Origin of the sequence: Stenotrophomonas sp. 8(2023) (genome assembly GCF_030345295.1) — a bacterium.
In the GTDB taxonomy this organism is placed as follows: Bacteria; Pseudomonadota; Gammaproteobacteria; order Xanthomonadales; family Xanthomonadaceae; genus Stenotrophomonas; species Stenotrophomonas muris.
In genome coordinates this window covers 902,027-922,503 of the sequence record NZ_CP128404.1, presented here as the reverse complement: position 1 = coordinate 922,503, position 20,477 = coordinate 902,027, and the positions used below count along the sequence as shown (strand labels likewise).

The 20,477-nt window shown below is 66.5% G+C and carries 18 protein-coding genes; 7 read left to right on the top strand and 11 right to left on the bottom strand.

Going from position 1 to position 20,477, the window contains the following annotated elements:
- Positions 1 to 20: 20 nt before the first annotated feature.
- Complete coding sequence (locus tag QP609_RS04200; RefSeq protein ID WP_014646076.1) at positions 21 to 716, bottom strand: TorF family putative porin; 696 nt, start codon at positions 714 to 716, stop codon at positions 21 to 23.
- 201 nt (positions 717 to 917) lie between these two features.
- Here QP609_RS04200 and kbl point away from each other — a divergent pair, with 201 nt between their 5' ends.
- Positions 918 to 2,126 (top strand): glycine C-acetyltransferase, encoded by a 1,209-nt coding sequence (gene kbl, locus QP609_RS04195; protein ID WP_041863091.1) that lies wholly within the window; start codon positions 918 to 920, stop codon positions 2,124 to 2,126.
- A gap of 161 nt (positions 2,127 to 2,287) precedes the next feature.
- On the opposite strand, the gene QP609_RS04190 is transcribed toward kbl, so the two are convergent.
- The 4 genes from QP609_RS04190 to QP609_RS04175 form a co-directional block, all read right to left on the bottom strand.
- Positions 2,288 to 2,623, bottom strand: coding sequence for a hypothetical protein (locus tag QP609_RS04190; protein ID WP_005415439.1), 336 nt, complete (start codon positions 2,621 to 2,623; stop codon positions 2,288 to 2,290).
- 85 nt (positions 2,624 to 2,708) lie between these two features.
- The gene (locus tag QP609_RS04185) at positions 2,709 to 3,431 is read right to left on the bottom strand and encodes a pseudouridine synthase (RefSeq protein WP_046429097.1); all 723 of its coding nucleotides are present in this window, start codon (positions 3,429 to 3,431) and stop codon (positions 2,709 to 2,711) included.
- 104 nt (positions 3,432 to 3,535) lie between these two features.
- The gene (locus QP609_RS04180; RefSeq protein WP_014646073.1) at positions 3,536 to 4,042 is read right to left on the bottom strand and encodes a hypothetical protein; all 507 of its coding nucleotides are present in this window, start codon (positions 4,040 to 4,042) and stop codon (positions 3,536 to 3,538) included.
- A gap of 218 nt (positions 4,043 to 4,260) precedes the next feature.
- Positions 4,261 to 5,352, bottom strand: coding sequence for an OmpA family protein (locus tag QP609_RS04175; RefSeq protein ID WP_014646072.1), 1,092 nt, complete (start codon positions 5,350 to 5,352; stop codon positions 4,261 to 4,263).
- A 357-nt stretch (positions 5,353 to 5,709) separates the two neighbouring features.
- On the opposite strand from QP609_RS04175, the gene QP609_RS04170 reads away from it, so the two are divergent.
- From QP609_RS04170 to QP609_RS04150, 5 genes are all read left to right on the top strand, one after another.
- Positions 5,710 to 6,729: a zinc-binding alcohol dehydrogenase family protein gene (locus QP609_RS04170; protein WP_032955885.1), complete on the top strand. Its 1,020-nt coding sequence runs from the start codon at positions 5,710 to 5,712 to the stop codon at positions 6,727 to 6,729.
- 195 nt (positions 6,730 to 6,924) lie between these two features.
- The gene (locus QP609_RS04165; protein WP_014646070.1) at positions 6,925 to 7,554 is read left to right on the top strand and encodes a membrane protein; all 630 of its coding nucleotides are present in this window, start codon (positions 6,925 to 6,927) and stop codon (positions 7,552 to 7,554) included.
- Positions 7,555 to 7,961: 407 nt separating this feature from the next.
- Positions 7,962 to 9,992: an NADPH-dependent 2,4-dienoyl-CoA reductase gene (locus QP609_RS04160; protein WP_197621654.1), complete on the top strand. Its 2,031-nt coding sequence runs from the start codon at positions 7,962 to 7,964 to the stop codon at positions 9,990 to 9,992.
- A 297-nt stretch (positions 9,993 to 10,289) separates the two neighbouring features.
- Complete coding sequence (locus QP609_RS04155; protein WP_004154513.1) at positions 10,290 to 10,748, top strand: cell wall hydrolase; 459 nt, start codon at positions 10,290 to 10,292, stop codon at positions 10,746 to 10,748.
- Positions 10,749 to 10,832: 84 nt separating this feature from the next.
- Positions 10,833 to 11,444 (top strand): glutathione S-transferase N-terminal domain-containing protein, encoded by a 612-nt coding sequence (locus tag QP609_RS04150; RefSeq protein ID WP_014646068.1) that lies wholly within the window; start codon positions 10,833 to 10,835, stop codon positions 11,442 to 11,444.
- Positions 11,445 to 11,563: 119 nt separating this feature from the next.
- On the opposite strand, the gene QP609_RS04145 is transcribed toward QP609_RS04150, so the two are convergent.
- The 6 genes from QP609_RS04145 to QP609_RS04120 form a co-directional block, all read right to left on the bottom strand.
- Positions 11,564 to 12,619 (bottom strand): suppressor of fused domain protein, encoded by a 1,056-nt coding sequence (locus QP609_RS04145; RefSeq protein ID WP_049406569.1) that lies wholly within the window; start codon positions 12,617 to 12,619, stop codon positions 11,564 to 11,566.
- A gap of 46 nt (positions 12,620 to 12,665) precedes the next feature.
- Positions 12,666 to 13,169: a hypothetical protein gene (locus tag QP609_RS04140; RefSeq protein WP_014646066.1), complete on the bottom strand. Its 504-nt coding sequence runs from the start codon at positions 13,167 to 13,169 to the stop codon at positions 12,666 to 12,668.
- Positions 13,170 to 13,385: 216 nt separating this feature from the next.
- Complete coding sequence (gene prpE, locus QP609_RS04135; protein ID WP_014646065.1) at positions 13,386 to 15,266, bottom strand: propionate--CoA ligase; 1,881 nt, start codon at positions 15,264 to 15,266, stop codon at positions 13,386 to 13,388.
- A gap of 709 nt (positions 15,267 to 15,975) precedes the next feature.
- On the bottom strand, positions 15,976 to 16,590 hold the full coding sequence (locus QP609_RS04130) for an RluA family pseudouridine synthase (RefSeq protein WP_032955877.1): 615 nt from the start codon (positions 16,588 to 16,590) through the stop codon (positions 15,976 to 15,978).
- 158 nt (positions 16,591 to 16,748) lie between these two features.
- Complete coding sequence (locus QP609_RS04125; protein ID WP_004153634.1) at positions 16,749 to 17,735, bottom strand: malate dehydrogenase; 987 nt, start codon at positions 17,733 to 17,735, stop codon at positions 16,749 to 16,751.
- A 118-nt stretch (positions 17,736 to 17,853) separates the two neighbouring features.
- Positions 17,854 to 18,345 (bottom strand): peptidylprolyl isomerase, encoded by a 492-nt coding sequence (locus QP609_RS04120; RefSeq protein WP_005408225.1) that lies wholly within the window; start codon positions 18,343 to 18,345, stop codon positions 17,854 to 17,856.
- Between the two features lie 273 nt (positions 18,346 to 18,618).
- Here QP609_RS04120 and typA point away from each other — a divergent pair, with 273 nt between their 5' ends.
- Complete coding sequence (gene typA, locus QP609_RS04115) at positions 18,619 to 20,466, top strand: translational GTPase TypA (RefSeq protein ID WP_014646062.1); 1,848 nt, start codon at positions 18,619 to 18,621, stop codon at positions 20,464 to 20,466.
- The last annotated feature ends 11 nt before the right edge of the window (positions 20,467 to 20,477 follow it).

Sequence of the window (20,477 nt, the reverse complement as noted above, 5' to 3'; positions counted from 1 at the left end):
CTACCGTAACGCCTGCGGCGTTACTTGCCCACGGCCACGGTCAGCAGCACCCGGCTGTGGGCCAGCTTGCCCGAGTTCTCGCGTCCATTGCCGTCGGTGCCGTAGTAGCCCAGGCCGACGTTGAACAGGCCGAACTGGCGGCTGACGCCGACGTTCCAGTCGGTATAGTCCTTGGCGATGCCGTCCTCGAAGGTGCTGCGACCGACGTTGGCATTCAGCGTGAAGTCCTTCGGCAGGCCCCAGCTGCCGCCCAAGCCGTAGTACCAGCCATCGGTGCCGCTGTTCCACTGGTCGTTGGTGTAGGCCACGGTCAGCTTGTAGGTGTCGTCGAGCGTGGTGGTGGTCACCAGCTCGTTGTAGTTCTGGTGGCTGGCACCGAGGTAGGTGTAGCGGTTCAGCAGCACGTCGAAGTTGACGCGCGAAGTGACGTCCACGCCGTAGCCGATCTGGTAGTCGATCTCGGTGTTCGGATCGCCCGGACCGAAGTCCACGCCCGAACCCCAGACACCGGCATACAGGCCCACCGGCGAGGTGTAGGTGAAGCCCGCCTGCAGGGTCGGCTTCTCGTCGGTCTGCGACACGCCACGGAACAGGTAGTCGGAAACGGCGGTGACATTCCAGCTGTACGGCGATTCGTTCTCCTGCGCGCTGGCGGCGAACGGGGCGGCCAGGGTCAGGGCAGCGGCAATGGCGAGGCAGGCACGGGCGTGCTTCATGAGCGTCTCCGGTGGGGGCGGTGGCGTGGCGTGGAAGGCGGGAGCGGCCGGAGCGCGACAGCTCCGGTTCACGAATTCTTAACCACTTTGCTATTGCGATGCAACATGCGCTGCCCATGGCGATGCCCCATCCAGCCCGGTTGATGACCGGCGATGCCCGGTAGAATCAGCGGTTTCCCCGTTCAGAGCCGTGCCCACGCCATGACCGACGTCTCCTCCGCCCTGACCCGCCACTACGCCGAGGAACTGGACGCCATCCGCGCCCAGGGCCTGTTCAAGTCCGAGCGGATCATCACCAGCCCGCAATCGGCCGAAATCACCCTCGACGACGGCCGCAAGGTGCTGAACTTCTGTGCCAACAACTACCTGGGCCTGGCCGACCATCCGGACCTGATCCAGGCCGCCAAGGACGCACTGGATACCCACGGCTTCGGCATGGCCTCGGTGCGCTTCATCTGCGGCACCCAGGACCTGCACAAGCAGCTGGAGAAGCAGATCGCCGATTTCTTCGGCAAGCAGGACACCATCCTGTACGCGGCCTGCTTCGATGCCAACGGTGGCCTGTTCGAGCCGCTGCTCGGCGAGAACGACGCGATCATTTCCGACGCGCTGAACCATGCTTCGATCATCGACGGCGTGCGCCTGTGCAAGGCCAAGCGCTTCCGCTACGCCAACTGCGACATGGCCGATCTGGAAGCGCAGCTGCAGGCCGCCGATGCCGCAGGCTGCAAGACCAAGCTGATCACCACCGATGGCGTATTCTCGATGGACGGCTTCATCGCGCCGCTGGACGAGATCACCGCGCTGGCGAAGAAGTACAACGCGCTGGTACACATCGACGAATGCCACGCCACCGGCTTCCTTGGCGCTACCGGCCGTGGTTCGGCCGAGGTCAAGGGCGTGCTGGAGAAGATCGACATCATCACCGGCACTCTGGGCAAGGCCATGGGCGGCGCGCTGGGCGGCTTCACCTGCGCCAGCGCCGAGGTGATCGAACTGCTGCGCCAGCGCTCGCGCCCGTACCTGTTCTCCAACTCGCTGCCGCCGCATGTGGTGGCCGCCGGCATCAAGGCGTTCGAAATGCTGGCTGCCGCTGACGACCTTCGCAGCACGCTGGCCGAGAACACCGCCTACTTCCGCGAGAAGATGACCGCCGCCGGTTTCGACGTGAAGCCGGGCGTGCATCCGATCAGCCCGGTAATGCTGTATGACGCACCGTTGGCGCAGAAATTCGCCGAGCGCCTGCTGGAAGAAGGCATCTACGCGATCGGCTTCTTCTTCCCGGTGGTGCCCAAGGGCCAGGCCCGCATCCGGACCCAGATCAGCGCCGCGCACAGCCGCGAGCACCTGGATCGCGCGATCGATGCGTTCACCCGCATTGGTGTCGAACTGGGCGTGGTCAAGGGCTGATCATGCCGGGGTCGGATCCCTTTCCTGCGGAAAAGGCCCTGACCCCGCTGGTCAAAGCGTGCCGACCAAGGTCGGCACCTACCGGGCTGGATGGCTGCCGACCACGGTCGGCACCCGCCGTGGCCTGAGGACGTGCCGGCCAGGGTCGGCACCGCCAGGCGTCACTTCTTTTTCTTCTTGCCCTTCGGCTCTTCCTTGCTGGCCACCACTACCGGCTTGGCGGCGGCGTCCTGGCCGTTGCCCTTGGCAACGCGGATGCCGTTGGCCTTCATCCAGGCATCGAACTCATCGGCGGTCATCTTCTTGTCGCCGTTGCTCATCAGGAAGCGGTAACTGCCGCGACCATCCAGCTCCGGGGTCTTCACTTCCACCACCGGGGTCTCGGCAGGCGTTTCCGCCTTGGCCACCTTCTTGTGGCCGCCACAGGCGGCCAGCAGCACCATCGGCAGCAGCAGGCCTGCGCAGCGCAGGGTTTGGTTGAGGGTCGGGTGGTACATGGGCAGGCTCCGTTCGGGAAATTCAGCAACCAGGCGCCCCCTACGCCTGGAACGGTGGCCGGCGACTGCCGGCCGCGGGCGATGATCAGCCCGGTGCAGCGGCCCCCAGCCGCTGCTGGTCGCTGACCTCCAGCACCCGCCATTGCCCCTTGCCGAGATCGCCGAGCAGCAGCCCACCGATCGCGACCCGGACCAGGCGCAGCACCTGCAGGTCGAAGGCCGCCAACAGGCGGCGGATATGGCGGTTGCGTCCCTCGTCGAGGACCACCTCCAGCCATGCGGTCTTGTCGCCACTGCGCAGTACGCGCACGGCCTGGGCGACGAGGAACTCGCCCTCGTCCTCGACACCGGCGCGCAGCGCGGCCAGGGTGTCCTCATCGGGAAGACGATCCACCTGCACGTGATAGGTCTTCTGCGGGCCGGTCTCCGGATCGGTCAGGCGCGCCGCCCACTGCGGATCGTTGCTGAACAACAACAGTCCTTCGCTGGCCTTGTCCAGGCGCCCGACCGGCGCGATCCACGGCAGGCCGGCACCATCGAAGCAGCGATACACCGTGTCGCGACCACGCTCGTCCTGCGCCGTGGTCACCACGCCGCGCGGCTTGTTGAGCACCAGGTACAGGCGCTGCGGCGCATCCATCGGCCGGCCATCGACTTCGATCGGCGGGTGCGGACTGGCAATCGGGAACTCGGGATCACGGATGATGCGGCCGGACACGCGCACGCGGCCATCGGAAATCCAGCGCGCGGCCTCGCTGCGTGAGCACACGCCGGCCTTGGACAGCACGCGCGCCAGGCCATGGCGCACGCCATTGGAGACATCCGGAACCGCACGCCCACGCGGTGCGTGGGAGCGGGCAGCGGGGGCAGCAGGTGGGCGGCGCGTGCGCAAGCCTCTGCTCCCCGCCGCGCTTACTTCTTGTCGACCGGCTTGGTCTCAGCCGGTGCTTCGGCCGCAGCCGGAGTGGCGGCCGGAGCCGGACGCGCCTTGACCACACGCACGCCACGCGCCTTCATCCAGGCGTCGAACTCTTCGGCGGTCATGCGCTTGCCGTTCTGGCTCATGTCGAAGCGCCAGGGCGTGTTGTCGAATTCGGTCTGCGGCTTGTAGGCCGCCGGATCGTTCGGCTTCACCGCCGGTGCGCTCGGAATGGCCTTGGCGATGTTCTGGCACCCATCGATGCGCAGGCGCTGCAGCACCTGGTCCAGCGACTGCGACGGATCGTAGTTGCTGCTCAGCACGCCGGCCGGCATGCCCAGCTGGTTGCCACGGATGTAGAGCTCGTCGGCCACCGGCGCGATGGTCGTGGCCGGCAACGGCAGCGGCGAGGCGCTGGTGTTGACCGAGCAATCGACCGCAGCGTGGGCGGCGGGAACCAGGGCCAGCGCCAGGAAGGCGGCCGATGCAGAGCGCAGCATGAAGGGCATCCAGGAAAGGAAGTGACGCGGCGAGTTTAGCAATGCCGCGACAGCTTTCAAGCGCCACTTTCAATGAATACGGCAACTCATTGGTTTTACGGGCAAAATCCCGACGAACGGTTACTCCCGTGCCTGAAACGCCGGGTTCCGGACCGCAGAAACAACAAGACCCGGCCGAAGCCGGGTCCTGCTGTGTCCTACTGGCAGAGCGTCAGAACTTAGTTCTGGACGTTCAGCTCGGTACGACGGTTCTTGGCGCGACCTTCCGGGTTGTCCGAACCATCCGGGTTGGTGTTCGGAGCAATCGGACGGCTCTCGCCGTAGCCGATCGGGCCGACCAGGCGACCGGCGTCGACGCCGTTCTTGGTCAGGTAGTTGTACACGGCGGTGGCGCGACGCTCCGACAGCTTCTGGTTGTAAGCGTCGGTACCCTTCGAGTCGGTGTGACCGGCAACTTCAACGCGCAGATCCGGGTAACGCTTCAGGATCTCGGTGGCTTCGCTCAGGATCGCCACGGCGTCCGGACGCAGGTTCGACTTGTCGAAGTCGAAGTTGACGCCCTTCAGGTCGATGGAGACCGGAACCGGGCAACCGTCCGGACCGATGGTCTGACCCGGCTGCGAGTTCGGGCACTTGTCGTCGCAGTTGTTGACGCCGTCACCGTCGTCATCCAGGTCGGCGCAGCTCGGGGCAACCGGAGCCGGAGCCGGAGCAGCCGCGACCGGAGCCGGGCCCAGCGGGATCACGACGCCGACCGAAGCCAGCACGTCGCCGAACCAGCTCTCGTCCTTGGCGGCGATGCTCTGGTCGTCGAAGTCAGCGCGGTAGGCCACTTCGGCGCGGACAGCAACACGCTTCTCGAAGGTGGTCTGCAGGCCGACGCCCAGCTTGGCGGCAACGTTGCCGTCCTTACGCTGGCGCGGACCGTTGTTGTCGATTGCAGCGTACTCTTCTTCCGACTTCTGGTAGCCCAGGCCACCGACGATGTACGGGTTCCAGCCGCGGCCTTCCTTGATGAAGTGGCGACGCAGGTCCAGCGAGACGCCGTACTGCGACCAGTTCAGGTCCTGGTTGCTGTCGAAGTTCGGGTTCTGGTAGTTCAGTTCACCGTCCAGCGACCAGTTCGGGCTGATGAACTTACCCAGGCCCAGGGTCACGAACGGAGCGTCATTGGTCAGACGGTCGCTGTCCTGGAAGTTGAAGCCGGCCGAACCGGTCAGGTACCAGCGGTCATCGAACTCCTGCGCCGAAGCTGCCTGGGCGAAAGCCAGGCCGCCCAGCAGCGCGGCAGTAAGGATCTTCTTGTTCATTGAGTACAGCTCCTATTTCGGGGGTATGAAACCGGTAGAGGCATGGGCCAGCACTAGTGCGTCGATGTACGACAGCCGATTCAGCACGCCACCGCCGCGAACATTATGCTCAGGCGGGTGAAGGCCATGTTAACAGTCCCGTAACATGTGAAGTGTTGCGCCCGACCGTCGACCGGTCCGACGTTGAAACCCTATACAGGATGATGAAAATCCGCAAGACCCACACGCTGCAAGGGTTTGACGGGGTTTAAGCGCGAAAACCGACATACTGCGCAGCACATTGCATCGCACGGTTCAGCAGGTTTGCGGAAACGTGAGGAACCTTATGATGGGATCACGAACCCAGCCGGAGCCGTGATGAAAGCCGTCGCCCTGAGTCGTGAATACGCACCTGCCCTGCGTGATGTCCTGCTGCCGCCGCCGCTGCCTCCTCGCGGCCGCGATCTGCTGGTGCGGATCGAAGCGGTATCGGTCAACCCCGTCGATGGCAAGCAGCGGGCCGCTACCGATCCGGCCACCCTTGAGGTTCCCCGGGTGCTCGGCTGGGACGCCGCCGGCGTGGTCGAAGCCATCGGTGACGAGGCCAGCCTGTTCGCCTCCGGTGACGAGGTCTACTTCGCCGGTGACGTTACCCGGCCGGGCTGCAACGCCCAGTACCAGTGGGTGGACGAGCGCCTGGTCGCCCGCAAGCCGACCACGCTCGATTTCGCCGAAGCCGCCGCACTACCCCTGACCACGCTGACCGCCTGGGAGCTGTTGTTCCAGCGCATGCCGCTGCACCTGGATGATCGCCGCCATGGCGGCCAGCACCTGCTGGTGATCGGCGGTGCGGGAGGCGTGGGCTCGATGGCGATCCAGCTGGCCCGCCATGCCGGCTTCGAGGTGATCGCCACCGCCTCGCGCGAGGCCTCGATCGACTGGTGCCGGCAGATGGGGGCCACGCATGTGATCGACCATCGGCAGCCGCTGCAGCCCCAGCTGCAGGCACTGGGCATCGACGCAGTGCAGGTGGCGCTCAACCTGGCCGACACCGATCACTACTGGGACGAACTGGGCCAGCTGCTGGCACCACAGGGCCATGTCGGCCTGATCGTGGAGCCGCGTGGCGCACTGCGCATCGGCGATCCGTACAAGGCCAAGTGCATCGGCATCCATTGGGAATTCATGTTCGCGCGCTCGCGCTTCGCCACCGCCGACTGCATCGAACAGCATCGCATCCTCAGCCGCGCCGCCAGCATGATCGATGCCGGCCAGCTGCGTGGCACGCTCAGTGAAACGCTGGGCACGATCAATGCGGCCAACCTGGACATCGCGCATCAGCGCCTGGCCAGCGGGCACACGGTGGGCAAGCTGGCGCTGGTGGGCTGGGACGACTGACGCCGTGATGTAGGCCGAGCCCACGCCCGGCTGCTACTCCTGCCGCCACCAGCAGAGCACGGGCGCGGCCCTGCTCAACCGCCCGCCTGCAGGATCGGCGCTGCCTGTACCAGCGGATTGGCTGGGATCTGTATCTATGGGCTCAAGGAAATCAGGGATACGGTGGAAACAGATCTCCCCTCCCCCGAGCCCACCATGCCTACCGCCCTGCCCCTGCGCCTGCTGCAACTGATCACCGGCCTGTTCCTGTATGGCTTCGGTGCCTCGCTGATGATCCGTGCCGCCATCGGCGTGGCGCCCTGGGACGTGCTGTCGCAGGGCATCGCCGCACAGACGCCGCTGTCCTTCGGGCTGGCGACCAATGTCATCGGCGCACTGGTGCTGTTGCTGTGGTGGCCACTGCGCCAGAAGCCGGGCGTCGGCACGGTGCTCAACGTGATGCTGATCGGTCCCTCCGCACAGTTCGGGTTGTGGCTGCTGCCACCGGCCATCGGCGTGGGCTGGCAGCTGGCGATGTTCTGTGCAGGCATGCTGCTGGTCGCGCTGGCCACCGGCCTGTACATCGGCGCCCGCCTCGGCCCGGGACCGCGCGATGGCTTGATGACTGGCCTGCATGCCCGCACCGGTTGGCCGATCTGGAAGGTGCGCAGCCTGATCGAAGGCAGCGTATTGCTGCTGGGCTGGTGGCTGGGCGGCAATGTCGGCCTCGGCACCCTCGCCTTCGCCCTGCTGATCGGCCCGCTGTGCGGCGTCACGCTGGGCTGGTTCGGGATCGGCCGCCCCCCGGTCGTACCCGCCGCTGCCCGGCAGCCGCAATCACCCTGAGCTGCCCCGAATGCCGGCCAGCGGCCGGCACTACCGCCCCCGGAGTTCGGGGGCAGCGCCGCAGGCGCGGGGGGGTGGAGGCCGGTAAGTGGGGCCCGCGATTCGCGCAGCGAAACGCGGGAGCGACAGCACGCATGTGCCGAGCGTACCCGGCCAGCGGCCGGCACTACCGCCCCCGGAGTTCGGGGGCAGCGCCGCAGGCGCGGGGGGTGGAGGCCGGTAAGTGGGGCCCGCGATTCGCGCAGCGAAACGCGGGAGCGACAGCACGCATGTGCCGAGCGTACCCGGCCAGCGGCCCGCACTATCGCCCCCGGAGTTCGGGGGCAGCGCCGGCGCCATCCAGCGGCCCTTGCCCCGGCCGCCGTTTCGCGGCACGCTTCGCGCTTCCGTACGCAAGCGTATCGACCATGTCGCCAGCCAACGAAAGCGCCTATCCCCATCTGTTCGCCCCGCTGGACTTGGGCTTCACCCAACTGCGCAACCGCGTATTGATGGGCTCGATGCACACCGGCCTGGAGGATCGCGCCCGCGACTTCCCGCGGCTGGCGGCGTACTTCGCCGAGCGCGCCGAGGGCGGCGTCGGCCTGATCGTCACCGGCGGCTTCGCACCGAATGTGGTCGGCTGGCTGAAGCCGTTCGGCGGCAAGCTGTCCTGGCCCTGGGAAGTGCGGCCGCACCGCCAGCTCACCGCCGCCGCGCACCAGCACGGCGCGAAGATCTGCCTGCAGCTGCTGCATGCAGGCCGTTACGCCTATCACCCCTTGTCGGTGGCACCGTCGAAGCTGAAGGCACCGATCAACCCGTTCACCCCGCGCGCGTTGTCGGCCAGCGGCGTCGACCGGCATATCGCCGATTACGCACGCAGCGCCAAGCTGGCCCGCGAGGCCGGCTACGACGGCGTGGAAGTGATGGGTTCGGAGGGCTACCTCATCAACGAATTCATCGCCCCGCGCACCAACAAGCGCACCGATGCCTGGGGCGGCGACGCGCGCCAACGCATGCGCTTCGTGGTCGAGATCGTACGCCGCATCCGCGAGGCCTGCGGCCCGGACTTCATCATCATCTATCGCCTGTCGCTGGTGGATCTGGTCGACGACGGCAGCAGCTGGGAAGAAATCGTGCAGCAGGCGCAGGCCATCGAGGCGGCCGGCGCAACGATCATCAATTCCGGCATCGGCTGGCACGAAGCGCGCATTCCGACCATCGCCACCTCGGTGCCGCGTGCTGCCTTCGCCGGGGTCACCGCCAAGCTCAAGCCGCATGTGAAGGTGCCGCTGGTGGCGACCAACCGCATCAACATGCCCGACGTCGCCGAGCGCATCCTCGCCAATGGCGGCGCCGACATGGTGTCGCTGGCACGCCCGCTGCTGGCCGACCCGCAGTGGCCGAACAAGGCCCGTGCCGGCCGCGCCGAGGCGATCAACACCTGCATCGCCTGCAACCAGGCCTGCCTGGACCACGTGTTCGAGAACAAGCTGGCCAGCTGCCTGGTCAATCCGCGCGCCGCGCACGAGACCGAGCTGGTCTATCACCCCACCGCCACGCCGAAGAAGGTAGCCGTGGTCGGTGCCGGCCCTGCCGGCCTGGCCTGTGCCACCGTCGCTGCCCAGCGCGGCCACCTGGTCACCCTGTTCGACGCCAATGATGAGATCGGCGGCCAGTTCAACGTGGCCAAGCGCATCCCCGGCAAGGAAGAGTTCCACGAGACCCTGCGCTACTTCCGCCACAAACTGGCCGAAACCGGTGTGCAGCTGCGCCTCGGCACCCGCGCCGAAGCCGCCCAGCTGACCGGCTTCGACGAGGTGGTGCTGGCCACCGGCATCACTCCGCGCAAGGTCGATTTCCCCGGTGCCGATCACGCCAGGGTGGTCAGCTACCTGGACGTGCTGCTGGGCCGGGTCGAAGTGGGCGCCAGTGCGGCGATCATCGGCGCCGGCGGCATCGGCTTCGATGTCGGCGAATTCCTCAGTCACGCCGGCGAGTCCCCCTCCCTCGACCCGCAGCGCTGGATGGCCGAATGGGGCGTGGACAGCACCTTCGAGGCCCGCGGCTCACTGGCCAGGCCGGAGGTTGAAACCTCGCCGCGCCGGCTGTGGCTGCTGCAGCGCAGCCCGGGCAAGCCCGGCGCGCGCCTGGGCAAGACCACCGGCTGGATCCATCGCGCCACGCTGAAGGCCAAGGGCGTGCGCATGCTCGGTGGCGTCGAGTACCTCGGCGTGGACGACGCGGGCCTGCGCATCCGCGTGGACGGCAGCGAACAGCTGCTGCCGGTCGACCATGTGGTGATCTGCGCCGGGCAGGAACCCAACCGCGCGCTGCAGGCCGAACTGCAGGCGGCCGGCATCAACGCGCAGCTGATCGGCGGTGCCGACGTTGCCGCAGAACTCGACGCCAAGCGCGCCATCGACCAGGGCAGCCGGGTTGCCGCCGGGCTCTGATGAGCGCCTGAATGGGGGACGGAATGTGATTTCCGTCACCCTCATTAAACCTGAATGTCAAGCCGAGCGGTTCACGATGCGTTCGGCTGCGCCCCCCTACCTTGCGCCATCTTTCCGCTCACCAGCCAGTTTCCGGTGAGCCGGCGCAGCCCCACGATCGGTACTGGTCGTTTCTTTTGGGGCTGCCCAACGGGGCGGCCCCGATGGCCGCCTCCCCATGACGCCAAGTCGTACCCCGCCTCCTGTCGCCCTGCGGCCGGAACCGGAGGGTGCGACCCATACGGAGCAAGGAGTTATATGAAACTGGCCTGGATTCTCTGGCTGTCGCAGTTGTTGCCGCAGCCGGCCGCTGATTCACTGTGTTTGAGCACCACCGTTTACCTGGAAGCCCGCGACCAGACCCTGCGCGGCCAGCAGGCCGTCGCCGAGGTCGCACTGCGCCGTCTCGACAGTGGCCTGTGGGGCGACTCGATGTGCCAGGTGGTCACCGCGCGCAAGCAGTTCGCACCGACCATCGTCTCCCCCGGCACCCAGTTGGGCAACGACGCGGCCTGGAGCGAGGCAATGAACGTGGCCTTCGACGCCGAGCGCAACTGGGCGCTGCCGGCCGGCGAGCGCCGCGAGATCGTGCCCGGTGCCAGCCACTTCGCCGCGCTGTCCATCGCCAGCCCGAACTGGCGCAATGCCTACCAGGTGGCCACCATCGGCGATCACACCTTCTATAAGGTGCAGAACCTCAAGCCGCGGCAGTCGTAACGATCCGTGCCGGCGGCAGCGTTGCCGCCTGCCGGCAGGCTCTGGGATAGTGGGCGTTTCCCGCCCGCATCACCTGGAGTTCCCATGAAGCTGTACAGCAAGCCCGGTGCCTGTTCCACCGCCGACCACATCGCCCTGCAGTGGACCGGCCAGCCGTTCGAGGTTGAACTGCTGAACAAGGACACCCTGAAGGGTCCGGAATTCCTCAAGATCAATCCGGCCGGTGCGGTGCCCGCGCTGGTCGACGGCGACTTCGTGCTGCTGCAGAACGCCGCGATCATGGGCTATATCGCCGACAGCTTCCCGCAGGCCGGCCTCGGCGGTGACGGCAGCCCGCGTCAGCGCGCCGAAGCCACCCGCTGGCTGGCGTTCGTCAATTCCGACGTGCACCCGGCCTTCTCGCCGCTGTTCGCGCCGGGCAAGTTCATTGCCGACGAAGGCCAGTACGACGCGATCCGCGCCGCCGCGCACAAGCGCCTGCGTGGCCTGTTCGAGACCGCCGACAGGCAGCTGGCCGACAAGCCCTGGCTGGCCGGCTTCCGCAGCTTCGCCGACCCGTACTTCTACATCACCCTGCGCTGGGCGGCCGGCACCAAGGTCGACCTGTCGGGCCTGGACAATCTGGCCGCCTACAAGGCACGCATGGATGCCGATGCCGGCGTGCAGGCCGCGCTGAAGGCCGAAGGCCTGGCCTGACCTTGGTCAGGGGTCAGAGCCGTTCGCGTGGCGGACGGATCTGACCCCACCGGCCACCAGACGGGGTCGGATCCGCCTGCGCAGCAGGCGGCTCCGACCCCTCGATATCATTCGCGCGATCAGCCGATCTGGCGGATCACTTCCCCCTTGGCATCGCGCAGGTAGGTCGGCACCACTTCGATGCGCAGCGCCCCCGCCACCGGGTAAACCCCGCGCTCGGCGCGCACCCCTGCCAGGGCCTGCAGGCCCGCCTCGTCCAGTGACCAGCGCGCGCTGTCGGCGGATACGTCCGCCGCTTCACCGCCCCCATGCGCGATGAACTCCCACTGCCGCTCGCGGCTGGCCAGTTCCAGCGATTTGCCGTGGCGCAGGCGCAGCGGCAACAGTTCGCACACGCTGGCGACCTGACCGGCGCCGAGCACCAGCGTGGTGACGCCCGCCTCCTGCCGCCAGTCCAGGGTCTCGATGAACAGCATGCCGGTGCTGGAACCCTCGCGTTCGCTGCCGGCCTGCACCCGCTGTGCCAGCGCAGGGTCCTCCAGCAGGTTGTCGCGATGCAGATCGCTGATCCACAGCGGCATCGCCGGCAGCAGCGCCTGCAGCACGCCACGCGTCGACCAGCGCTTGACCGCCTCCATCTCCTCATCGGTCAATCCGACCAGCTGCAGGAACTGCAGATGGCCGTTGGCCGTGTCCCGCGCCGGCAACTGCGGGTCCGCAATGAAGGCCAGATGGCACAGCCGCGTGCCGGTCTCCAGCGCGATCGGACCGTTGGCGTTGAGGTGATGGCCATCCTCGAACACGTTCCCACTGCCGAACACGTAACGCGCCAGGTTCTGCAGCAGGTTCATCGGCCACACCGGCGGGGTGCTGCCGGCGTTCTCACCGGCCTCGGCAGCCAGACGGAAGGTCAGCTCGAAGCCATAACCGCTGGCATCTGCATCACTGCTCTCCTTGGCGTACAGCTCGGAGAAGCCGTAGGTGATGTAATGCCAGTGCGGTACCGGCGCATCCGCCCAGTACACGCTGATGCCATCCAGTGGATCCTGGCCACCGAGCGTGTACGGAAGCGCGGTGCCGAAGTGGCGCGGCTCCTGGCCGGCATACAGCGGCGCCAGCGCCGCATTGATCGCGTCCCAGCCTGGGGTGTCGGTGTCGTCGTGGTCGTCCTGCACGCGGGACTCCTTGTAGGGAAGTGAACCGATCACTTTACGCGGTGGCTCAGGCCTGCACGACCTCACTGCCAGCGTTCAGCACCGCCGCCTGGGTTTCCTGCCACCAGCGCTGCGCCAATGCCGGGCTGCGTGCCTTGCCCACCGCCGCCAGCAACTCCGGGCACAAGCGCTCCAGCGCCAGCGCGTCGGTGCAGCGTTCGATCTTCAACTGCATGAAGTAGCCCTTCAGGCCCAGGTGGCGGCGCACCGCCTCGCTCATCGCGTCGTACAACTGCTGGTACAGCGCCGGGTCCTGTTCGCGCCCGGTGCTGATGCCGCGCGCCGGCGCCACCTCTGCGCTTCCGCCGATCACTTCGATCAGGCCCTGTGCTGACAATTGCTCCAGCGCGTCCGGTGGTGCCCGCAGGCCTTCGAACAGGCCACGCAGTTCGGTGTCGTTGCGATGGCCATCGACCATCAGCAGGATCGAACGCAGTGCCGCCGGCAGGCGCCGGCTACGGTCTTCGATTTCCTGACGGCCAGCAGCCGTCTTGGCGTGCAGCAATGCCATTGCCTCCCCCTCGCTCGATGCGCAATGCCGGCGCGCCCTCGCAGGCACGCCCCCCTGTGTTGCCATCTCCGGACGGCACGCGCGTTCCCCGGCGCGAGCCGCGTATTGCAGGTCGATGACAGGCCGAGCTTAGCGCAAGTACTGCGGGTAGTGCCGGCCGCTGGCCGGCAACCTCGGGGTGGATGGGGGTGCCGGCCAGTGGCCGGCACGACCGGATCAACGGCCCAGCGCCCGGCGGATCTCCTCCAGCGCGCCGGGGTCGTCCAGCGTCGACAGGTCACCCGGGTCGCGCTGCTCGGCCAGCGCCTGCAACGAGCGCCGCAGCAGCTTGCCCGAACGGGTCTTGGGCAGCGCGTTGACCACGTGCACGTGCGCCGGGCGGGCCACTGCGCCGAGCGAGGTGGTCACCGTGGCCATCATCTCGGCCACCACTTGCGCCGGATCCTCGCCATCCAGGCCCTGCTTGAGGGTGACGAACACCAGCGGCACCTGCCCCTTCAATTCGTCCTTGACCCCGATCACGGCAGCCTCGGCCACGCGCGGGTGGCTCGAAATGGCCTCTTCGATCTCGCGCGTGCCCAGCCGGTGCCCGGCCACGTTGATCACATCATCGGTACGGCCGAGGATGAAGGTGTAGCCATCGTCGTCGCGGATTGCCCAGTCCAGCGAGCTGTACAGCAGTTCCTTGAAGTGGCTGAAGTAGCTCTGCAGGAAACGGTTGTCGTCGTTCCACACCGTGCTCATGCAGCCCGGCGGCAACGGTGGCGACACCACCAGCACCCCCTTCTGCCCCGGTGCGACTTCCTCGCCGGTGTTCTCGTCGATCACCTTCATCCGGTAGCCGAGGTTGGGGAAGCCCGGCGAACCGAAGCGCACCGGCTTCATCTCCAGGCCCGGCAGCAGGGTCAGCGCCGGCCAGCCGGTCTCGGTCTGCCAGTAGTTGTCGATGATCGGCTTGCCGAGCGCTTCGCTGATCCAGTGCGCGGTCGGTTCGTCCAGCGGCTCGCCGGCCAGGAACAGGTATTTCAGCGCGCGCAGGTCGTGGCGATGGATGAAGTCCGCATCGTGCTTCTTCAGCACGCGGATGGCAGTGGGGGACGAGAACATCGTGCGCACGTTGTACTGCTCGCACAGCGCCCACCAGATGCCCGGGTCCGGGTTGGTCGGCAGCCCTTCGTACAGCAGCGAGGTGCAGCCGCCGATCAGCGGGCCGTACACATTGTAGGAATGGCCTACCGCCCAGCCGACATCGGACGTGGAGAACATCACCTGCCCCGGCCTGCAGTCGAAGACGGTTTCCATCGACTGTGCCATCGCCACCGCGTAGCCGCCGACATCGCGCTGCACGCCCTTCGGCTTGCCGGTGGTGCCCGAGGTATACAACAGGTAGCTCGGCTCGCTCGATTCCAGCCACTGCACCGGCACGTCGACCTCACCGATCTGCGCACGCAGCGCGGCGTACTCCACATCGCGGCCCGGCACGCGTGGTTCGGCGGCATCCAGTCCGCGCGACACGATCAGCACGTGCGGCGGTGGCGACGTGGCTTCGGCGCAGGCTGCATCGACCATCGGCTTGTACGGAATCAGCTTGCCACCGCGCATGCCGGCATCGGCGGCGATCAGCAGCTTCGGCTTGGCATCGTCGATGCGCAGCGCCAGGTTGTGCGCGGCGAAGCCACCGAACACCACCGAATGCACCGCACCGATGCGCGCGCAGGCCAGCATCGCGAACACGGCTTCGGCCATGTTCGGCATGTAGATCACCACACGGTCACCGTGACCGACGCCGAGGTGCTTGAGCACGGCAGCGAAGTCGTTCACTTCCCGATACAGCTGGCGATAGGTGATCTCGCGGGTGCTGCTGGTCTCGGTGGAAATGGCAACCAGCGCGAGCTGGTCGGCGCGCTCGGCCAGATGGCGGTCGACGGCGTTGTAGCAGAGATTGGTTTCACCGCCGACAAACCAGCGCCGGAACGGCGGGTTGCTGTAGTCGAGTACCTGCTGCGGCGGTTTGTGCCAATGGATGCGCTTGGCTTCCTCGCCCCAGAAGGCCTCCGGCTCGTCGATCGAGCGACGGTAGGTTTCCTCGTAGTTCATGACGCAGCCCTCCCAGACAAAGTCATGGGTTCGAGGATAGTCCGGCGCTGCCGCGCGGGCCGCCCTACCTTGGTAGGGGGTGGGGTTTTCATGCAGGGCTGCGCCCTGCACCCGCGGTAGTGCCGGCCGCTGGCCGGCAACCTCAGAAGCAACAGCCGAAGCAACAGCGGGTTTCCCGTGGGATGGCGAGGTGGGTCCGGTTGCGGGGGACACCGTGAATCCGTCCATGGAGGCTCGGTCGCCGCATCCATGCGGCTCACGCCCCGCAACCGGACCCACCCCGCCTTCGACAGACTTCCGCGATCTGTCGGAGCACGGGGTCGGATCCCCAGATTCAATATTCAATTCGATATCTGACAGAAAAATCGTGTCGACCAAGGTCGACACCTACCAACACCAACAGCGACAGCCGTTACCAACTGCCGCAGGAATCTGTCGGGGGTGGGGCGGTGTGGGTTGGCAGGACCGTTGGCGCCATGGATGGCGCCATCGAGCCCCCTTGGGTGAGGGCGCTTTGCTTGCGAAGCACTGCTTTGCAAGCGCCCGAACGCACAGCCGCCAGCGGCTGGGCCGGACCCCGGAGGGGGGTTTACGGCGTGTCCTGCCAACCCACACCGCCCCACCCAGCAAGCAGAAGACCAGAGCCGCCTTGGCCTTTGACGTTGCTCCGGTTCGTAGCAGGTGCAGGGCTGCAAGCCCTGCCGAACCCCTAGAACGGAGTGGCGGACTCGAACGCGAGCGCCTCGCCCGTCACCGGGTGGGTGAACCGCAGGCTGCGCGCATGCAGATGCACGCGCTGCGCAGGCGCGGCGTCATACAGCACATCGCCAACGATGGGATGGCCGAGACTGGCCATGTGCAGGCGCAGTTGATGGCTGCGGCCAGTAACCGGCTCCAGCGCCACGCGCGTGCGCTGCGCTTCGGCATCACGCGCCATTACGCGCCAGCGCGTCAGCGCCGGCTTGCCGCGTTCGTGATCGATCATCTGCTTCGGCCGGTTTGGCCAGTCCACGATCAGTGGCAGGTCCACATCGCCGGCATCGCCTTCAAGCAGCCCCTCCACGATCGCTTCATAACGCTTGCCGACCTGGCGCTGCTCGAACTGCATCGACAACGCCACCTGCATGTCCTTGCCGCGCGCATGCAGCAGCAGGCCGGAGGTCACCTGGTCCAGGCGGTGCACGGTCAACGCATCCGGGTACAGCGCCTGCAGGCGCGCGACCACGCAATCCTGGTTCTCGGCGCCGCGGCCGGGCACGGACAGCAGGCCGGCCGGCTTCTCGGCCACCAGCAGCGCGTCGTCGATGTAATGCAGGTGGATCATGCGGCTCCGTATCCGTCCAAACAGAAACGGGGAAGCCGAAGCTTCCCCGTTCTGCGTACCGACCAACGGTCGGTACCTACCTCGATGGGAATGTACCGACCAGCGGTCGACACCTACCTTGATGAAAGAGGTACCGGCTCGAGCCGGTACCGCCTGCATCAGCCCAGCAGGTGGGCAACGCCGGCGCGCTCTTCTTCCAGCTCGGCCAGGGTCTTGTCGATGTACTTCTGGCTGAAGTCGTCGATCGGCAGATCCTTCACCAGGGTGTACTTGCCGTTCTCGGTGGTCACTGCGAAGCCGAAGATCACGCCTTCCGGAATGCCGTAGGAACCGTCGGACGGCACGCCCATGGTGACCCACTTGCCGTTGCTGCCCAGCACCCAGTCACGCACGTGGTCGATGGCAGCGTTGGCGGCCGAAGCGGCCGAGGACGAGCCACGGGCTTCGATGATCGCCGCGCCGCGCTTGCCCACGGTCGGGATGAAGGTGTTGGCGTTCCATTCCTGGTCGTTGATCGCATCGGCGATCGACGCGCCATCGGCGGTGGCGAAACGGTAGTCCGGGTACATGGTCGGGCTGTGGTTGCCCCACACGACCAGCTTCTCCATGCCACCGACCGGCTTGCCGAGCTTGGTCGACAGCTGGCTCAGCGCGCGGTTGTGGTCCAGGCGCAGCATGGCGGTGAAGTTTTCCGGCTTCAGGTCCGGGGCCGACTTCATGGCGATGTAGGCATTGGTGTTGGCCGGGTTGCCGACCACCAGCACCTTCACGTCACGGCTGGCGACCTTGTTCAGCGCCGCGCCCTGGGCGGTGAAGATCTTGGCGTTTTCCAGCAGCAGGTCCTTGCGCTCCATGCCCGGGCCACGCGGACGTGCGCCAACCAGCAGGGCGATGTCGGCGTCCTTGAACGCGACTTCGGCATCATCGGTGCCGACCATGCCGGCCAGCAGCGGGAAGGCGCAGTCTTCCAGCTCCATCATCACGCCCTTCAGGGCGGCCTGGGCCTTGTCGACCGGCAGTTCCAGCAGCTGCAGGATGACCGGCTGGTCCTTGCCCAGCATTTCGCCGGAGGCGATGCGGAACAGCAGGGCATAACCGATCTGGCCGGCGGCGCCGGTCACGGCAACACGAACGGGTGCTTTCATGGGGGTTTCCTCTTGCTTGCAAGCGTTTGATGGGACGCCGCGGGCAGAGCCACGCAGGCCTGGCGGGCGGCGGGGAACAGGGAAACGGCCACCCGTGGGTGGCCGTTTCGAAGGGGGATCAGGCGGCGAGGTGCTTGTTCCACTCCGCGACGCGGTCGGCCTGGGCGGCCAGCACGGCGTCGACGTCGCCTTCCAGGGTAATCGAATGGATCACGTCGCCCTGCTTGACCGAATCGACGATCGCCTGGCCTTCCAGGACCTTGCCGAAGACGGTGTGGCGGCCGTCCAGCCAATCGGTCTTGATGTGGGTGATGAAGAACTGGCTGCCGTTGGTGTTCGGGCCGGCGTTGGCCATCGACAGCGAGCCGACCTCGTGCTTCACGCCATTCTTCTCGTCTTCGAACTTGTAGCCCGGGCCGCCGGTGCCACGACCCTGCGGGCAGCCGCCCTGGATCATGAAGTCGGCGATAACGCGGTGGAAGATCAGGCCGTCATAGAAGCCGTGCTTGACCAGGTTCACGAAGTTGGCCACGGTCAGCGGTGCCTTGTCGGCGAACAGCTCGACCTTGATCGGGCCCTGGGTGGTGTCGAAAGTGGCGATGAGGGACATGAAGATCCTTGATGCAAAGGGGAATGCGTCTAGCCACCTAGTTTACACCCGCCTCGTGTCGGCGGCGGCTTCGACCATTGGTGAAGCGCCCCGCTTCAGCCCCCGGACGGGGAGCCGCGCAGCCGGGTCCTGGCGGCCCCGGCCGGGGCGGCGGATGCCCAGCTGAATGGGCCCCGTGACAGGCGTGAAATCCACCTTTTCGCGAATCGTCAAGTTCGACGTATAATGTTGGACTTCTTTTTCCAAATCCGGCGCCGACTGGCCCCCTTTCGTATGTCCATCGAAAATCTTCGCAACATCGCCATCGTCGCCCACGTCGACCATGGCAAGACCACCCTGGTCGACCAGCTGCTGAAGCAGTCCGGCACCCTGTCCGAGCGTACCGTCCTCGCCGAGCGCGTGATGGACAGCAACGACCAGGAAAAGGAACGCGGCATTACCATCCTGGCCAAGAACACCGCCATCACCTGGGAAGACAAGAAGACCGGCATCAAGAACCGGATCAACATCGTCGACACCCCCGGCCACGCCGACTTCGGTGGTGAGGTCGAGCGCGTGCTGTCGATGGTCGACACCGTGCTGATCCTGGTCGATGCGATGGACGGCCCGATGCCGCAGACCCGCTTCGTCACCCAGAAGGCCTTCGCGATGGGCTTCAAGCCGATCGTCGTGGTCAACAAGATCGACCGTCCGGGCGCGCGTCCGGAATGGGTGATCGACCAGGTCTTCGACCTGTTCGACAAGCTCGGCGCCACCAATGAGCAGCTGGACTTCCCGATCGTCTACGCCTCGGCCCTGAACGGCTACGCCGGCCTGGAAGACACCGTGCGCGACGGCGACATGACCCCGCTGTACGAAGCGATCATGCAGCACGCCCCGCGTCCGGAAGTGGACCCGGACGGCCCGTTCCAGATGCGCATCAGCCAGCTGGACTACAACAACTTCGTGGGCGTGATCGGCATCGGCCGCATCCAGCGCGGCACCCTGAAGAAGAACATGCAGGTCGCCGTCATCGACCGTGAAGGCAAGAAGCGCAACGGCAAGGTCGCCCAGGTGCTGGGCTTCCTGGGCCTGGAGCGCATCGAGCAGGAGACGGCCGAGGCCGGTGACATCGTGGCCATCTCCGGCATTCCGGAGCTGACCATCTCCGACACCCTGTGCCACCCGGATACTCCCGAAGCCCTGCCGGCGCTGACCGTCGACGAGCCGACCATCTCGATGACCTTCCAGGTCAACAACTCGCCGTTCGCCGGCAACAAGGACCTGTCCGGTGGCAAGTTCCTGACCAGCCGCCAGATCAAGGACCGCCTGGACCGCGAGCAGGTCCACAACGTGGCACTGAAGGTCGAACAGCTGGAAGACGCCGACAAGTTCCTGGTCTCCGGCCGCGGCGAACTGCACCTGTCGGTGCTGATCGAGAACATGCGCCGTGAAGGCTACGAGCTGGCGGTGTCGCGCCCGGAAGTGATCATCAAGGAAATCGACGGCCAGATGATGGAGCCGATCGAGCAGCTGGTGGTGGACATCGAAGAAATCCACCAGGGCGGCGTGATGGAAAAGCTGGGTACCCGCAAGGGCCAGCTGAAGAACATGGAACCGGACGGCAAGGGCCGTGTGCGCCTGGAATACCAGATCCCGGCCCGTGGCCTGATCGGTTTCCAGAACGAGTTCAAGACCCTGACCCAGGGTTCGGGCCTGCTGTTCCACGTGTTCGACCATTACGGTCCGAAGGAGCAGGGCGCGATCGCCAAGCGCATCAACGGCGTGATGATCGCCAATGCGCCGGGCGTCACTCCCGCCTACTCGCTGGGTCCGCTGCAGGAGCGCGGCAAGCTCTTCGCTGCCGAAGGCGACAACGTGTATGAAGGCCAGCTGGTCGGCATCCACTCCAAGGACAACGATCTGACCGTCAACGCGATCAAGACCAAGCCGCTGACCAACATGCGCGCTTCGGGCAAGGACGACGCGATCCAGCTGACCCCGGCGATCAAGTACTCGCTGGAACAGGCCCTGGACTTCATCGAAGACGACGAGCTGGTCGAGATCACCCCCAAGGAGATCCGTCTGCGCAAGAAGTTCCTGACCGAAAGCGACCGCAAGAAGGCTTCGCGCGGCGGCTGAGCCAGCACCCC

What these genes read in the sequence shown, in the direction of transcription:
- QP609_RS04190 (WP_005415439.1), bottom strand. Translation starts at nt 2,623, where the DNA reads ATGTACCACCCGACCCTCAACCAAACCCTGCGCTGCGCAGGCCTGCTG.
- QP609_RS04175 (WP_014646072.1), bottom strand. Translation starts at nt 5,352, where the DNA reads ATGAACAAGAAGATCCTTACTGCCGCGCTGCTGGGCGGCCTGGCTTTC.
- QP609_RS04155 (WP_004154513.1), top strand. Translation starts at nt 10,290, where the DNA reads ATGAAACTGGCCTGGATTCTCTGGCTGTCGCAGTTGTTGCCGCAGCCG.
- QP609_RS04125 (WP_004153634.1), bottom strand. Translation starts at nt 17,735, where the DNA reads ATGAAAGCACCCGTTCGTGTTGCCGTGACCGGCGCCGCCGGCCAGATC.
- QP609_RS04140 (WP_014646066.1), bottom strand. Translation starts at nt 13,169, where the DNA reads ATGGCATTGCTGCACGCCAAGACGGCTGCTGGCCGTCAGGAAATCGAA.
- QP609_RS04160 (WP_197621654.1), top strand. Translation starts at nt 7,962, where the DNA reads ATGTCGCCAGCCAACGAAAGCGCCTATCCCCATCTGTTCGCCCCGCTG.
- QP609_RS04170 (WP_032955885.1), top strand. Translation starts at nt 5,710, where the DNA reads ATGAAAGCCGTCGCCCTGAGTCGTGAATACGCACCTGCCCTGCGTGAT.
- typA (WP_014646062.1), top strand. Translation starts at nt 18,619, where the DNA reads ATGTCCATCGAAAATCTTCGCAACATCGCCATCGTCGCCCACGTCGAC.
- QP609_RS04180 (WP_014646073.1), bottom strand. Translation starts at nt 4,042, where the DNA reads ATGCTGCGCTCTGCATCGGCCGCCTTCCTGGCGCTGGCCCTGGTTCCC.
- QP609_RS04200 (WP_014646076.1), bottom strand. Translation starts at nt 716, where the DNA reads ATGAAGCACGCCCGTGCCTGCCTCGCCATTGCCGCTGCCCTGACCCTG.
- kbl (WP_041863091.1), top strand. Translation starts at nt 918, where the DNA reads ATGACCGACGTCTCCTCCGCCCTGACCCGCCACTACGCCGAGGAACTG.
- QP609_RS04165 (WP_014646070.1), top strand. Translation starts at nt 6,925, where the DNA reads ATGCCTACCGCCCTGCCCCTGCGCCTGCTGCAACTGATCACCGGCCTG.
- QP609_RS04130 (WP_032955877.1), bottom strand. Translation starts at nt 16,590, where the DNA reads ATGATCCACCTGCATTACATCGACGACGCGCTGCTGGTGGCCGAGAAG.
- QP609_RS04150 (WP_014646068.1), top strand. Translation starts at nt 10,833, where the DNA reads ATGAAGCTGTACAGCAAGCCCGGTGCCTGTTCCACCGCCGACCACATC.
- prpE (WP_014646065.1), bottom strand. Translation starts at nt 15,266, where the DNA reads ATGAACTACGAGGAAACCTACCGTCGCTCGATCGACGAGCCGGAGGCC.
- QP609_RS04120 (WP_005408225.1), bottom strand. Translation starts at nt 18,345, where the DNA reads ATGTCCCTCATCGCCACTTTCGACACCACCCAGGGCCCGATCAAGGTC.